At 67.9% G+C, this 15,007-nt stretch carries 10 protein-coding genes; 3 read left to right on the forward strand and 7 right to left on the reverse strand.

The genetic code is table 11. The annotated features are described in order from the left end of the window. Nucleotides 1-228: 228 nt before the first annotated feature. Together GVY64_RS26275 and GVY64_RS26280 are read left to right on the forward strand one after the other, a co-directional pair. Nucleotides 229-807, forward strand: coding sequence for a hypothetical protein (locus tag GVY64_RS26275; RefSeq protein WP_159846797.1), 579 nt, complete (start codon nt 229-231; stop codon nt 805-807). Nucleotides 808-968: 161 nt separating this feature from the next. Beyond that, on the forward strand, nt 969-2,924 hold the full coding sequence (locus GVY64_RS26280; RefSeq protein ID WP_159846800.1) for a GMC family oxidoreductase: 1,956 nt from the start codon (nt 969-971) through the stop codon (nt 2,922-2,924). 14 nt (nt 2,925-2,938) lie between these two features. Here the strand turns inward: GVY64_RS26280 and GVY64_RS26285 are convergent, their stop codons facing one another. The 6 genes from GVY64_RS26285 to GVY64_RS26310 form a co-directional block, all read right to left on the reverse strand. Beyond that, nucleotides 2,939-3,313 (reverse strand): DUF742 domain-containing protein, encoded by a 375-nt coding sequence (locus GVY64_RS26285; protein WP_159846803.1) that lies wholly within the window; start codon nt 3,311-3,313, stop codon nt 2,939-2,941. Beyond that, nucleotides 3,310-3,717, reverse strand: a complete 408-nt coding sequence (locus tag GVY64_RS26290) for a roadblock/LC7 domain-containing protein (RefSeq protein ID WP_159846806.1) — start codon at nt 3,715-3,717, stop codon at nt 3,310-3,312. Before GVY64_RS26290 ends, GVY64_RS26285 begins: the two co-directional genes overlap by 4 nt. Before the next feature lie 35 nt (nt 3,718-3,752). Beyond that, nucleotides 3,753-6,068, reverse strand: a complete 2,316-nt coding sequence (locus GVY64_RS26295; RefSeq protein ID WP_236567208.1) for a sensor histidine kinase — start codon at nt 6,066-6,068, stop codon at nt 3,753-3,755. A gap of 732 nt (nt 6,069-6,800) precedes the next feature. After that, nucleotides 6,801-8,609, reverse strand: a complete 1,809-nt coding sequence (locus GVY64_RS26300) for a 3-deoxy-7-phosphoheptulonate synthase (protein WP_159846811.1) — start codon at nt 8,607-8,609, stop codon at nt 6,801-6,803. Between the two features lie 50 nt (nt 8,610-8,659). Continuing rightward, entirely contained in the window at nt 8,660-10,135 is a 1,476-nt protein-coding gene (locus tag GVY64_RS26305; RefSeq protein ID WP_159846814.1) for an NAD(P)/FAD-dependent oxidoreductase, read from the reverse strand. 870 nt (nt 10,136-11,005) lie between these two features. Beyond that, nucleotides 11,006-11,662 (reverse strand): TetR/AcrR family transcriptional regulator, encoded by a 657-nt coding sequence (locus tag GVY64_RS26310; protein ID WP_236567210.1) that lies wholly within the window; start codon nt 11,660-11,662, stop codon nt 11,006-11,008. A gap of 316 nt (nt 11,663-11,978) precedes the next feature. On the opposite strand from GVY64_RS26310, the gene GVY64_RS26315 reads away from it, so the two are divergent. Next, a complete protein-coding gene (locus GVY64_RS26315; protein WP_159846820.1) occupies nt 11,979-13,100 on the forward strand; it encodes a hypothetical protein in 1,122 nt (373 codons plus the stop codon). Between the two features lie 75 nt (nt 13,101-13,175). Here the strand turns inward: GVY64_RS26315 and GVY64_RS26320 are convergent, their stop codons facing one another. After that, on the reverse strand, nt 13,176-14,810 hold the full coding sequence (locus GVY64_RS26320) for an ABC-F family ATP-binding cassette domain-containing protein (RefSeq protein ID WP_159846823.1): 1,635 nt from the start codon (nt 14,808-14,810) through the stop codon (nt 13,176-13,178). Nucleotides 14,811-15,007 lie beyond the last annotated feature (197 nt).

A 15,007-nucleotide genomic window follows, 5' to 3' on the forward strand; every position in this document is an offset into this window, starting at 1 on the left:
CCGACTGCGATCGAACCGAGCAATAAGTAAATGATCGTTTCTCCCGAACTCAACTATCTACCAGTAGTTAGAAGCGATATGTTATGAGCTATTATCATCAAGCGTTGTAGTACCGGCCGATTGCTGTCCGGAACGGCGCAAGTCTGTCGACGCCATCCGGCCGGAGCTGTCCGGTTGGCGTAGGCAGGCGATGGCGGCTGATCGAGGGTCACTACCCGAGGAGTGGGCATGGGCACGCTACCGGCGAGCGCGACTACCGGGATCTACTTCCGTGCGGCGGCCGCGACGCTGGTCGAGGCCGCGACGGTACTGGCGGATCTCGGATGCTCCCCGGTCGACGTGCCCGGGATTGTCGATCGGCTGCGCCGCGTCGAGGACGCGCTCGGCGTGGTCATCGGCAACCTGTCCACTGCTCTGGCGTCCGAGCCCCTGGCCGCCGATCACGCGCCCCTGACCGAACTCGGGCGTGCCCTCGGCCGCGTCGTCGAGCGGACGCGGGAGGCCGCCGCGGACGCCTGCGTCGTCACGGCGGTGCCGGACGAGGTGCTCGAAATCGTGGTGACGATCGGTCGCTGCGCGCACCTCACCGCCGCGGCGCTGAGTGCTTGCGACCAGCCGCTGCTCGGGTCGTATCGCGCCGAGCTGCTGCGTCTGGCGGTGCACGCCGAGCGGACGTTCACCCGGTGGTCGCTGTCGCGGCCGCGCGGTGGTGAGGACCCGACGGCCCGGCTCGGTGGTGCGCTCGTCTCCGTCGTCCACGCGTTTCTGGCGGTGGGGCACGCGGCGGCTGTGGTCATTCCGGCGTGAGCGAGCTGTGCCGGCGGCGCTTCCCATGCCGAAAGGTGAGCACTAAGTGTCCATGCATTCTTCTGTCCAATCCGCTTCCAGCTGGTGAAACGCGTCTTTAGTTAGTGGTTGTTCATCCCTTGTGATAGAACTCACTGGCGACACGAAGGGACCTGTTCGAGATGGAACCAACAGCCAAGCAACGCGCGGCGATGAACAGCATTTGCGACACCTTCAACCCGGGTGACGGGTTGACGCTACCGTCGGCGAGCGCGCTCGGCGCCGTCGATACCGTCTTCCAGATGCTGGGACGCAATCCCCGCGAGGCCGAGAAGAAGCAACTGGCCACGCTGCTGAATCTGTGGGATTCCCGGCTGACCGGTTTGCTCACCGGCAGCGGTCCCCGGCGCTTCTCGCGCCTGTCGCAAGAGGAACGGGAACGGGCGTTGCTGCGGTTGGCCGATTCCCGCTTCGAGGCGGTGCGGGTGATCTTCCAGGCGCTCAAGCAAGCGTCGCTGTTGTCCTACAACATCACCCCCGGGCCGTCGGGCACCAATCCGCTGTGGAAGGAGATCGGGTATCCGGCGCCGGCCGGGCCGCTGCAGACGGCGCCCGCGCCCGCGCTGATCCCGCTGCGCTATCGCGAGACCACCGAACTCCGGTGTGACGTCGTGGTCGTCGGCTCCGGCGCAGGCGGCGGTGTCGCCGCCGCGGTGCTGGCCGAAGCAGGTCTCGACGTCGTCGTCCTGGAACGCGGAAACTACTACGACGATCGCGATTTCGGCACCGGCGAGCTCGGCGGGCTCCAGCACCTGTACGCGCCGGGCCCGCCCGGCTCCAGCGAAGGTCAGATCACCCTGGTCGCGGGCACGTGCCTGGGCGGCGGGACGGTCGTGAACTGGAGCACGTCGTTGCCGACGCCGCCCGACGTCCGCGCGGAGTGGGCCGGGCTGGGCGCCGCCCAGTTCGCCGAGACGGAGTTCGACGAAGCCCTCGAGGTGGTGCAGCGGCGGCTCGGCGTCACCGAGCGGCGCTCGGTGTTGTCGGCGCGCGACGGCGTGCTCGAGCGCGGCGCCACAGCGCTGGGCTGGAAAGTGGACACGTTGCCGCGCAACGTCACCGACGCCTGCGATGCCGGTGTGGAGTGCGGCCGATGCGGCTACGGCTGCCGGCTGGGCGCCAAACAATCGGTGACCAAGACCTGGCTCGCCGACGCGGCCGAGCAGGGCGCGCGGCTGGTCGTGGACGCCGACGTGCGGCGGATCACCGTGCAAGGCGGCCGGGCGCAGGGTGTTTCGGCCGTCACCTCCGACGGCGTGGAGATCGAGGTGCGCGCTCGTGCGGTGGTGGTGGCTGCCGGCGCGATCCAGACGCCGGCGTTGCTGCGGCGCTCGGGATTGCGCAACGACAACATCGGCCGCCATCTGCGTCTGCACCCGGCCGCCGCGGTGTTCGGTGTGTTCGAGGAGGAGATCCGGCCGTGGGAGGGCGGATTGCAGACCCGGATCTGCCGCGAGCACAGCGACTTGGACGGCAACGGCTACGGCGTCATCTACGAGACCGGTCCGATCCATCCCGGTCTCGCCACCGGGTTCATGAGCTGGCGCGGCGCCGCGAATCATCGCACCACCATGCTCGATTTCGCGCGGTCGAACGCGATCGGCATCATTACGCGCGATCGTGATTCGGGGACGGTGTCGGTCGACCGCAGCGGTGAGCCGATCGTCGACTACCGGTTGTCCGACTACGACGCCGCTCATCTGCACACCGGGTTCGAAGGGGCGGCGAGCATTCTGGAGGCCGCGGGCGCACAGCGCATCTTCTCGGGGCACCAGGCCGGCGTCTCCTATGAGCCGGGACGGCGCGGCTCGCACGCCGAGTTCGCCGCCGCCTGCCGGGCCGCCGGATACGGCCCGGGACAATGCTCCCTCGGTGCGCTGCACATCATGGGCTCGGCCCGGATGGGCGGTTCCCCGGACACCTCGGCCACCAACCCGGACGGCGCCACCTGGGAAGCGGCGAACATCGTCGTCGCCGACGCCTCCTGCTTCCCCACCTCCTCGGGCGTCAACCCGATGGTCTCGATCGAGGCGATCGCCTATATGAACGCGAAACGGCTCGCGGCGCAATTGGTCTAGCGGTAACCGGACGGTCAGAGCGCGCGGATGCCGTCGAGCACCGCGCGCAGCAGGCCAAGATCCGATTCGGGACCGGTCGGCGGCTGGGCCGACCGGACGATGAGCCTGCCGTCGTCGAGCAGGTCGCCGATGAGGACTTTCGTCATCGTCAGCGGCAGGCGCAGGCGCGCGGACACTTCGGCCACCGACTGCGGAGTGCGGCACAACTCGATGATGGCCGCGTATTCCGGTTCGGTACGCCGCAGCGCGGTTCCGGGCGCTCCGTCGACCACCAGGGTGACCAGGTTGAGTTCCCGGCGCACCGCACGACCCCGGCCGCGGGTGATGGCGAAGAGCCGGACCAATGGTCCGGCGTCCTCCTCGTACCAGGAATCGTGCCGATCACTCATGGCTGTGTCGAAGGCTGCGGACGCCTGTCGACCGACAGGTGTGTTCCGACTCGTTGCACCGTCTGGTTCATTTCGTAGGCCACCATACCCATATCGGCGGTCTCCGACGCCAGCAGCGCCAAACAGGCGTTGGCGCCCGCCGTGGTGACGAACAGCACCGCGCGGTCGAGTTCCACCACGGTCTGGCAGACCCCGCCCGCGTCGAAATGGTGGCCCACACTGCGGGACAGACTGTGCAGAGCCGATGCCATCGCGCAGAACCGCTCGGCGTCCTTGTCCAATCGAGCCGAATGACCGATCATCAGCCCGTCCGAGGACAGCAGCACCGCGGACTGGGCACCGACCAGTCCGGTGACCAGCTCGTCGAGCAGCCAACCGATGCCGGTTCCCTGGGAGGTAGTCATCGTCGCCTTCCGAAGGTGGGTGGGGGAATTGCGGACTAGTCGAGGTCGGGACGTTTCCGGCGCCCCTGCCGGGTCCCGTTCTCGATGGCACTCATCAGATTGCGTGCTTCATCGGCGGTCCGCTGCCGCACCGGAGCCGCGGCGGGCTGCGCCGTCTCCGTCTGCTCCTCGGCAGATCGGCGGCGGCGGGGCAACGGCGGCCGGGGATCGGAAGCCGGACCGGGATACGGTGCGGAGCCCATGTCGAATCCGCTGGTGTCGTTGTGCGGAATCGGTGCCGGGGATTGCTCGGAGGGGGAGGTGAACCACGCCGACCGTCCCGTCGCCGGCGTAGGTCGAGACGGTGTGCTGTCGGGCACCGGTGCCTGCGCGGGTTCGACACGGTCGGCGTCGTTCTGCTCGCGCGAAGGCGTCTCCGATTGCAACAGAGCGCTCGGAATCAGCACCACCGCCCGGACACCGCCGTAGACGGATTCCCCCAGACGCACCGAGACACCGTGGCGGTGAGCCAATTTCGCGACCACGAACAATCCCAGCCTGGTGTCGCTGGACAAGGTCACCACACTGAAATCGGGCGGGTTGGCCAGCATTTCGTTCCGCGCGGCGAAGTCGGCTTCCGACATGCCGAGCCCCTGGTCGATGATCTCGATCGCCACACCGCGCCCGACCACGACGCCGGTCACCTCGACCCGCGCCTGCGGGGGCGAGAAGGCTGTCGCGTTGTCCATCAGCTCGGCCAGCAAGTGAATCACGTCGGCTACCGCGTTGCTCGACACCTGGACCTCCGGCAGTCTGCCGGTCTGGATCCTGGCGTAGTCGAGACTTTCCGCGACGGCGGCGCGGACCAGGTCCAGCAGCGGCACCGGCTTGCGCCAGCGCCGGCCCGGCTTCTCGCCACCGAGGATGATGAGGTTCTCGGCGTTGCGCCGGGCCCTGGTCGCCAGATGGTCGAGCTGGAACAGCAGCTCGAGCTGGTCGGCGTTCTCCTCTTGGCGTTCGGCCTGGTCGAGCAGGGCGAGCTGGCGGTGCACCACGACCTGGCTGCGATGCGCGATGTTGAGGAACACCGCGTTGACGCCCGCGCGGGTCTTCGCCTCCGCGACCGCGGCCGATACGGCCGCGACATGGGCACGGTTGAAAGCGTCGGCCACCTCGCCCAATTCGTCGGTGCCGAAATCGAGCCGCGCCACTTCGGCCTCGGAGTCGAGGCTCTCACCGCGCCCGAGTCTCTGCATGAGCTCGGGCAGCTGCTGGTCGGCCAGTTCCAGGGTGTCGCGCCGCAAGCGCCGCATGCGCGCGATGAAGCGATTGGCCAGCACCAGCGCCGCGACGAACGCGAGAGTCGCGACCAGCAGCACCGCCGCGCCGCCGAGCATGGACTGCCGTGCTGTCTCGTCGCCGCGCTCGCGAGCGATGGCGTGCGCGTCGTGACTCTGGTCGTCCCACAGCTTCAGCAGGTCCGAACCGACCTGGCCGGAGGCCTCCTGCCAAGCCGCGACGTTCATGGGCAACGGTGTGGTGCGCGAGGTCGAGCGACCGCTCTGGGTCCTACCGGACTCGTCGGAGTCGCTGCCCGCTTCCACCGGCCCCCGCAGCAGCACCGCGTCCTGCATCGCGATCACCTTCTGGTAGGCCGGTCCGCCGGTGATCTCTCGGAGCTGGGCGAGGCGGGTGCCCTTCAACACTTGGGCGGAGTAGGCGACCTGACTGCGGAATTCCCCGACCAAGCGGCTGAATTCGGTCAGTTGCGCGGGCGTGTGCTCCTCGACGGTCAGCGCCACCGCGCCCAACGTGTCCGCCATCGACAACGCTTCCGCCGCGCGCAGCGGCTCCACGCCGTAGCTCAGTTCCATGGCGATGTCGGCTTCCGGCGCCACCCGGGCGGCGAGCGTCGACGCGGCGATGATCGTGCCGATGATCTGGCTGAACGCGCCGAACACCTCGTTCGGCACGGCCTGCCGTGCGTCGACCCCGCCGCGCAACGTCGGCACCAGCGCGAACAGTTTGTTGTAGCCCTCGATCTCGGAGGCGGACCCGCCGGGGTTCAGCTTGCGAGCGGCATCTCCTTTGGCGATGACCGCCGCGAGCGCCGCGTCCGAGCGTTGGCGCGCGGCGGCGAGCCCGCGGGCGACTTCGGTGTCACCGGCCAGATACAACAGCGACAGGCGGCGCTCCTCCTCGAACGACTGGACCATGAGGATGGCCGGCACCGTCGTGCTGCTGGCCAGCTCCGCCCAATCCTTCGCCGCCTGCGCGGATCGCACCAGGTAACCCGCCGCGCCCACACCGATCGTGAGCAGCGTGACGCTCGATATCAACACGATCGCCAGCAGCCGCACCCGGACACTCACTCGGCCACGGACGTCACGCCGGCTCGAGCGGATTGCTCCCACAGCGGATTCGCGTAGTTCAGACCACTTGCTCACGGCTGGAAAATGCCTACCTCTGACACGGCCCCGCCCGACCCGGGCGGCACCTCACCTGTACCCGTCCGAAGAATAACGAAAGTGTAGCGGTTCGATCGCGAATCACACGGATTGATGACCCGCAACAAGTGAACCGCAATTATTCCTGAGTTACATAGCACATCCCGGAGTGCGACCAGAACGGCGCGTGACGTGCAATTCGCCGAGTAGTCGCGAGCGCAGCCCTTGTGATATGCGAGGTGCTCTTCCCGAAGTTCATGACTCGGAGCGATCCACTGGTGCTAACTTACCGCCTGTTCTGATCGTTTTCCGAAGTGGTCTCGACGCCGGGAGCGGTTGGTCGTGCTGCGCGATGGACCGGCCCGCGATGCGCGGTTCTCCTGGATACCCGCGCGGCAGAAGTACTTACCTGTGCGAGCGGGATCCGGGTGATGATATAGCGCTGGTTTCGGAATCGATTTCCCGCTGTTGGTGACATTCCGTCGTCCGGTGGCTTCCTGGTACCGGGCGTTGTTCCCCTCGGACCGGGGGTCGGTACCGAACTGTTTCGCCGCTGCGCGCGTTGTTCTCAGGCGGCGCACCGTCTCGGGTATCTGCTGCGCGATCGAGGCGATGTGACCGGCGCGCGGAACAGGTGTGCGGCGGGGCCGAGTCGGCTCAGACGCCCCGCTGCTCGAGCGCGGCGGCAACACAGTGCAGTGTCTGTACGGGATCCAGTCCGGGGGAGTGGCGATTCCGGTGATCCGTGACCTGCTTGCCCGTCTTCCTTTCGGCCCATGGCTCGATGGCGTCGGCTGAGCATTCGAGATGGAGGCCACCGGGAACGGTTCCGGTGGCCCGGCAAGTTCGGAAGAACGCGCGGATTCCGTCGATGACGTCATCGATACGGAAAAACGGCCCGTGGCCGAGCCGTGTTCGGGGGGTCGCGGGCATCGGATCGCACATCCAGCAGACCGGGGTCTCGCACGCCGCGGCCGCGGCGAACAACGCGGGAAGCGTGTCGAGGGTGCCTGCGACGCCGAGCCTCGGGACGAGAGTGAGCTTGCCCGGCTGCTTCCGCGGGTTCAGCGCTCGGCACAGCAACTCGACGTCGTACGGTGTGGCCGCCGGACCGAGTGCCACCGCGACCGGGTTGCCGACACGTGCGGCCACACGCATCCGGTCGCGCGCACGGTTGCCGGTGTGGTCGCCGATCCACAGCATGTGCGCCGAACGGTCCCACCATTCCCCGTGCGGGGCCTGCCGGGTCGGCGCGGCCACGTACGGCTCGTACGGCTCGTACGGCTCCCGCGAGATACGCGGGGGCGTCAGCGAAGTGTGCAGTTCGTGTGCCCCTGGTGGCGTCATCGCGGCGACGGGCACCAGGCCGCCGACCGCCAGGAACAGATCGCGACGCATCGGGTCAGGGCACCGATCCGCGGCCTGGCGGAGCATGGTCACGCACAGCGTGATGGGCAGGCGGTCGCCCGGCCACTCGGCGAGCATCGCGGCGGCGCGTGAGGATCCGGGGTGTCGCTTGGGCGCTCGTTCGATGGTGACGGTCGCTCCGCCCAGTCCGTGCGCCATGACCGCGGCGGTGGCATACATCAGCGCCCGGTGGGTGGCGACCGTCCCGGTTTCGCCGCCGCACGCGGTGTCGTCCCGGCCACCGAGGTGCAGCACGAAACCCTCTCCGCGCGTCGCCTTCGCCAAAGCCGCTGTCAGCGCGACACATTCGGCCGGATGGACCGGTGCGGGCAGAAGCCTCGAACGCTGGGCGCGGTCGAGCAGCGGTGCGGATAGCTCCCGCCTCTGCTCACCGACCCCGGGCTCGTGCGCCGCGAAGACCTCTCCCGGCACATCGAACGATTTCGCCCGCGTGAGTTCCGGTTCGTCCGACCACGGCGGATCGTCACCGGGCGCAGCGGCGTACTCGGGCGGGATGACGTCGGGATTGAACGATTCCCGGATGTAGCAGACCGGTCGATCGCCGAGCAGCATGACGTAGGACCGCGTGGCGCACAGGCGACCGTCGGGCCATCTGATCACCCCGGTCCGCAGCAGCCGCCGTCGCTGGGACACTCCGCGGGAGATCAGGCCAGATCCGATCGGTACGCGCACATCGTCCACGCCGGAAGCGGCCGCGCCCGCACGCACGGCGACGACATAGTTGACGGATGCGGTGACCAAGTCGGCGTTGACCAGGCACGAGCGTCGGACGATGAGGCGATCGGTACCGGACACACGCAAGACGTCGGTGACGGTGTCCGGCAGCCGGGCCGCGGCGATATCGTCTTGGCGCAGGACCCGCACCGTCAAGTCGGTGCCCAGAACCGCCGCGAGCGCGGGCGTGGTGAATCCGTCGCTCGCCAGCAGCGCCCTGGTCAAGGGATGGCCGAACCGGCCGATTTCATCGTGATTCGGGAAATCCGAGCCACCGGGCGGGCAATCACCCGGTGGCTCGGGGCCGGTGTGCGTGATCGTCACGACCGGCTCCGAGCGGTGGCTGTCACGGGAAACCCGTTGGGATACCGGTGCTAGGAGGTGGTGGCGCCGGCCGCCGTCGGGGGAAGGACGGGGCGAGCTACGGCGGCGACTTCCGCGTCCGTCCGTGGCCGGCCGGTCAGCCCGAGGACCGGCTCGGTCGTGATCCGCAACTGTTCTGTCGTAGTGTCCGCCAGAGGATCACGCCAGTGGTCCCATACGACGGACATGTCCAGGTGACCCATGTATTCGAGGTTCGCCGACTCCGCGTGCAAGCGTTCGGCCGCGGAGATGATGGTCTCGGTCGCGGTGCGCTCTTGTGCTCCCGAGGACTCGTCCATGTCGGTGAGACCCGCCATGATCTCGGTGAACTGAGCCTGCTTGGTGTCGCCGCTGTGCCCGGTCGTCAGGGTGCCCGCGTGCGCGAAGTATTCCTCCGAGCCGACGTACTGCTCGTACATGCGCGAAACCAGGACCAGGAATCGCGTGTAGGCCCGGCGATAGGCGTCCTCGTAGAAGCCGAGGGCGTCGGACTCGCTCAGTTCGCCGCGCAGGATCGTCGCGATCGCCGCCGCGGCGACCAGGCCCGAGTACGTCGCCAGATGCACGCCGCTGGACAACAGCGGATCGAGGAAGCACGCCGCGTCGCCGACGACGACCCAGCCGGGGCCGCAGAACCGGTCGGAGCTGTAGGAGTAGTCCTGCTCCGCCTTGACCTCCGCGACCCGGCGCGCACCGGCGAGCAGCTTGCCCATCGCCGGACTGTCGCCGATGGTCTCCAGGTAGTAGGCCTCTCGACCTTGTTCCCGAAGCTTCGGAGCGGCTTTGCGCGCGGAGACGACGTAGCCGACGCTGTGGCGGCCGTCCGAGAGCGGAATGTTCCAGAACCAGCCGCCCTCGGGCGTGGACACGACGTTGATCGCACCTTCCGGACTGTCCGGATGTAGTTGTGCCCCTTCCCAATACGACCAGACGGCCACATTACGGAAAGCCGGGTGCTGCTGGCGATCGATGACCTGGTGTTTGGCGAGTACGCCGGCCCGCCCCGAGGCGTCGACGAGGAAATCGAACTCGGTGGTGTGCGTCCGGTCGTCACCGTCGACGGTCCATTCGACAGCCGTGGGGCGGTCGCCCTCGAACAGGACGTTGGTCACCGTGGCCTGCTCGATCACCTGCGCGCCCTGCTCGGCGGCGTTGCGGAGCAGCAATTCGTCGAAGACGTCGCGTTGCACCTGCCAAGACCAGGCTTCCGCGTCCACCAGCTTGGACCAGTCCAGCAGCCAGTCGTCGTTCTGCCACTGGAAGTGGCCGCCCCGTTTGATCTGGAAGCCGTGCGCGGCCACCGCGTCGTAGGCGCCGGAGAGACGCAGGGTCGACAGAACCGATGCCAAGAGGCTTTCGCCGATGTGGTAACGGGGAAACTTATCTCGTTCCAGGAGGGTCACCCGGACCCCGGATTTGGCGAGCAGGGCTGCGGTGGTCGACCCGGCTGGGCCGCCGCCGATGACCAGAACGTGTGGATTGTCCATAGCGAACTCCCTGGAACTGCCGACAAGGATGGTGCGCCCGCTTCAGCGACGGAAGAACCCCCGGGGCGAGCCGCGGTCTTCGGCGCGCCCGGAAAAATATTGCCGCTGATTAGCCATGCTAACGGTGCACGGTCCGATTGTAGCAATTCATAGCGAAAGCTCAATAGTCACAGGCTATTTGGCAACTGTCGGACTATCGTCAGCGAGATTACTGAAGGGTTGCCAAAATCCCCGCATGAGACGGTCCCGGCCGGCCGAGGGCGCGCGGTGAGAACGGCGAGGTCGACGGGTGCCGACATCGCGTCGTGTGTGGAAGCCGTTGCGGGGAGTAAGTTTCGCCAGCTCATTGCAGCCATGGCTGGGAAGGTGGGGGGTCTGGGGTAGGCGGCGATGAGCTGAGTCGTACGGTCATCACCCCTCTTTCCCTACGGATTCAGGATACGGGGGACGCTCGTGTCGCACGAGCCGTTCACCCAGAGTTACCCTGCCGGTGGACCGGTCTGCACTCCGGCCAACTCCGGGCGACGGTCCGCAGTGGCGGATCATGTTGCGGCGCGGTTGATTTGCCCGACCTCGTGACCTGCGCGGAATGGAATGTGGCGGTGTCGGAGGATGGGACACCACGGGGTGATCTCGCGGCCTGTGTGAGGCTCGGTCTTCGTTCGGAAGGTCGCCAACGGCGACAGGGGGTGGACGAATTTCGTCGGCTGCGCGGATGGGATCCCGCGGTGCGGTGCTCACGACTCGGGCGTAGTGCGGTCATCCCGTGTGGAAGGGTGCCGCGCGGAGGCGACCCATTCGGTGCGATCCACCGCACTCGGAACCCGGGCGGCTCTCCATGTGAGAGCGATCAAAGCGAAAAGGCGGGGCTCAGGGAGTTTCCGGCGCTTCGTAGGCGCGCAGGAAGGTGTCGACCGCCGCCGCGGCCACCGCGTGCATCTCGGCGGCGGAGATCTTGCGGGTGCCCAGTCGCGAGCGGCCCTCCATCGGACCGGTGATCAGCACGAGGAACTGTTCCGCCGCGGTCGCCGGATCGCACGCGCGCAGGCGGCCGGACAGCGACAGGCGCGCCAGCCGGTCGGCGAGTGCTTCGGCAAGTTGGTCGGATGTGCGGCTGACGACGATGTCGATCAAGTCGGGGAATTGCGCGACCTGGCCGTAGGCCAGCCATCGCAGCGATCGGGACCGCTCCGCGCAGCACACCCGGATCAGCCGGTACGCCACGTCTTCCAGGGTGGCGCGAACATCGGGGTCCGGATTGCGCAACCGGTCCACCACGGACAGATTCTCGGCCAGCACCGCGTCGCCTGCGGCCGTCAGCGCGTGCCGGAACAACGTCTCCTTGTCGTTGAGGTGGTTGTAGATCGTCGGTTTGGCGACGCCGGCCTCCTCGGCGATCTCCTGCACGCATGCCTGCGCGTAACCCCGGCGCGCGAACACCACGAATGCCGCGTCGAGTATCGCCTGCCGCTTGTCGATCCGCCCACGCGAAGCCCGCTGCCCGACCGGCGATGTCACCTCTGCCACTGTCGCAGTGTAGCGAACCCTCGGCATTGTCTTTTCCGGCTGGTTCAGAATTCTGAACCAGCGCCGGACATGGATCCCGCGGAACTGCGCACGGGGCTGAACTGGCCGGTGCTGCCGCGATGACCCACGTCCACACCGGCCGCAGCGGCGGTCTCGATCACACCGCGCACGGCCACTGCGGCGGGGCATCGCGACGTTCCCAGTAATGGCGAACTACTGGCTATCGATCGGCCTATCCTGCTCGGCAGTGGCCGGATTCGGGTTTCGAGCGGGGTGAACGCCTGGTCCGTGCAGAGAACTACGTGTTGGACAGGCGATGACGCGACTGGTGCACTTCGTGGGCAGCTTGCCCGCGGCATTGACGACCGATGACAGTGACGTGCTGGAATGGTTCGTCCGGCGCAGCCGAGGCCACCGGCTCACCGGTGTACCGCGGGATCTGGATCCCACCTGGGTGGTGGAGTACCTGCGTGCGCGGGACGAACACGACGACGTCTTCGAAGTGGTGCGCAGGGGTGACTTCGCCGACTACGCCGACATGCGCGTCTACGGCCTACGCCGGGGCGCCGTCCTCGAACCTCGCCACGTGGCGATGGATCGCGCAGACCGCATCGGCGCGGCCGTCACCGCCTTTCGCGCGCTGCGGGATCGGCATCCGGAACTCGCCGACACGAGATTGCAGATCAGTCAACCCAATCCGCTCGACCTGGCGCTGTTCGTGTTCGGCGGCGCCGCGGTGGCCGACGGCCTTCCACTCGGCCGCGCGCTGCGCCACTTCCCTGCGGTCACTCCCGCGCTGCGCAACCTGCCGGTTTTCGTCGAGGCCGTGCTGGCCGAGATGGCCCAGGTCGTCGCGGATCACGGCGACGTGATCACCTGGCAGGTGGAGTCGCCGATCGCTCAGCTCGCACTCGTGAAGGCGGCCCGACTCGGGGTGCGGGCTCCGGTCGGCGTGCTGGTCGCGCGGCAGCTGGCCGGCTTCCTCGCGCGGGCGCACGGCATCGGCGCACAGACCGTCCTGCATCTCTGCTACGGCGACTACCAGCACAAAGAGTTGCTCGCGCCGCGTAATCTCGCGCCGGCGGTGGAACTGTTGAACGCCGTCGCACGAAACCTGCGCGCTCTCGGCGTGCCGCTCCCACCCGCGCACATCCCTTGCGCTTACGGTGCTCATCCGGCCCCGCTGGACCCGTCGTTCTACCGGCCGTTGCGCCGGCTGCACCCGGACTGGCGCGTGATCGCCGGGGTCGTGTCGCCGGCGGGAGCGCGAGACAGTATCCGCAGCCTGGCTTTGTTCGAAGCAGCCGCGGGCCGGGCCGCATACGCTGTGGCGACGGCCTGCGGCCTGGGCCGGTGCACCGTCGAGGAGGCTGAGCGCGCTGCCGCGGCCACGGTCGCGACCGCCGAGGGCGCACCGAGCGAAGTGGCGGGAGCGTGACCGCTCGCGGCCGGTCGACCCGGGGCAGATACGCAGCCGCCTGCCTGCGGCGAAGCGGCTGCGTATCGCCACGGTTCAGATGATCGGCCTGGACGCGGTGACTTCGCGGAGCCCGTCTTCGGACAACTGCAGCCGGCGCTGCACTCCGACTTCGGTGAGGAAGCGTTCGTCGTGGCTGACAACCACGACGGCGCCCCGGTAGGCATTCAGCGCACTCTCGAGCTGGGCGACACCGACCAAGTCGAGATTGTTGGTCGGTTCGTCGAGCAGCAACAGGTGCGGAGCCGGTTCGGCGAACAGGATACAGGCGAGCGTGGCCCGCAGACGCTCGCCACCGGACAGCGCGCCGACCGGTAGATGGACTCGCGGACCGCGAAAGAGGAAGCGCGCCAGCAGATTCATCCGTCGGGCCTCGGGCATGGTCTTCGCGAACGCGGCCAAGTTCTCCGCGACTGTGCGCTCCGGGTCGAGCAGGTCCAGTCGTTGGGAGAGATAGGCGACCCGGCCTTCGGCGCGGGTGATCACACCGTCGTCCGCCGCCAGGTCACCGTGCACGATCCGCAGCAGCGTCGATTTCCCCACGCCGTTCGAGCCGGTCACCGCGATTCTCTCGGGACCTCGGATCACCAGGTCGACGCCGGTGAAGATCGTCCGCTGCTGGTAGCGGAACCGGATGCGCTCACCGGCGAAGACCGTTCGACCGGCCGGAACGTCGGTGTCGGGCAGTTCCAGCACGATCTTCTGTTCCTCGCGCACCGCGCGCTCGGCCTGGTCGAGCTTGCTTTTCGCGGCTCCTACGCGGGCGGTGTGCGTCTCGTTCGCTTTTCCGGCCGATTGCTGGGCGTTGCGTTTCATCGTTCCTGCGAAGATCTTCGGCAAGCCCGCATCGCCCAGGTTGCGTGCGGCGTTGCTCGCACGGCGTGCGGCGCGTTCGCGCGCCCGTTGCAGCTCTCGTTTCTCCCGCTCGAGCTCCTGCTCGGCGTTGCGGACGTTCTTCTCGGCGACTTCGCGCGCGGCGCGAACGGCGGCTTCGTAGGCGGTGAAATCGCCGCCGTAGAACCGCACTTCGCCACGGTCGAGTTCGGCGATGCGGTCCATGCGTTCGAGCAGGGCGCGATCGTGGCTGACCAGCAGCAGACAGCCGTTCCAGTCCGCCAGCAGGTCGTAGAGCCGGTGACGGGCATCGAGGTCGAGGTTGTTGGTCGGTTCGTCGAGTACCAGCACCTCCGGCCCGCGCAACAGTTGCGCCGCGAGGCCCAGCGAGACGACCTGCCCGCCGCTGAGGGTGTGCAGACGTCTGGTAGGGGACAGGTGGCCGAGGCCGAGTCGTTCCAGCTGGGCTCGGGTGCGCTCCTCGATGTCCCAGTCGGAGCCGATCGTGGCGAAATGCTCCTCGCTGGTGTCCCCGGCCTCGATGGCGTTCAGTGCCGCGAGTACCGGGGCGATGCCGAGCACCTCGGCGACGGTCAGGTCGCCGGTCAGCGGCAGGTCCTGGGGGAGGTATCCGAGCACCCCCTCGACCGACACGCCGCCACCTCGGGGCCGTAGATCACCGGCGATCAGGCGCAGCAAGGTGCTCTTTCCGGCGCCGTTGGGAGCCACCAACCCGGTCCGGCCGCCGGGCACGCTGAAGGACAGGTCCTCGAAGACCGGAGTGTCGTCCGGCCAGAAGAACGACAAGTTCGAACAAACGATGTACGCATCGGACATGGCTGTTACCTCGAAGGTCGTGCGGGCGCGCAGATCGGCGCCGCGCGAGGAAGGATGGTGAAACGACGAAATGGCCACGACGGCGACGCCCTGATAGCGCCTACCGGTGGCCGTCAAATCCGGGAGCTATCCCGAGATGTCGAGTTCACCCGCCATGTTCGAACTTCCTCGCTCCGAGCACTGTCCGTCGACCATAA

Source organism: Nocardia sp. CY41 (assembly GCF_009829325.1).
Taxonomy (GTDB): Bacteria; Actinomycetota; Actinomycetes; order Mycobacteriales; family Mycobacteriaceae; genus Nocardia.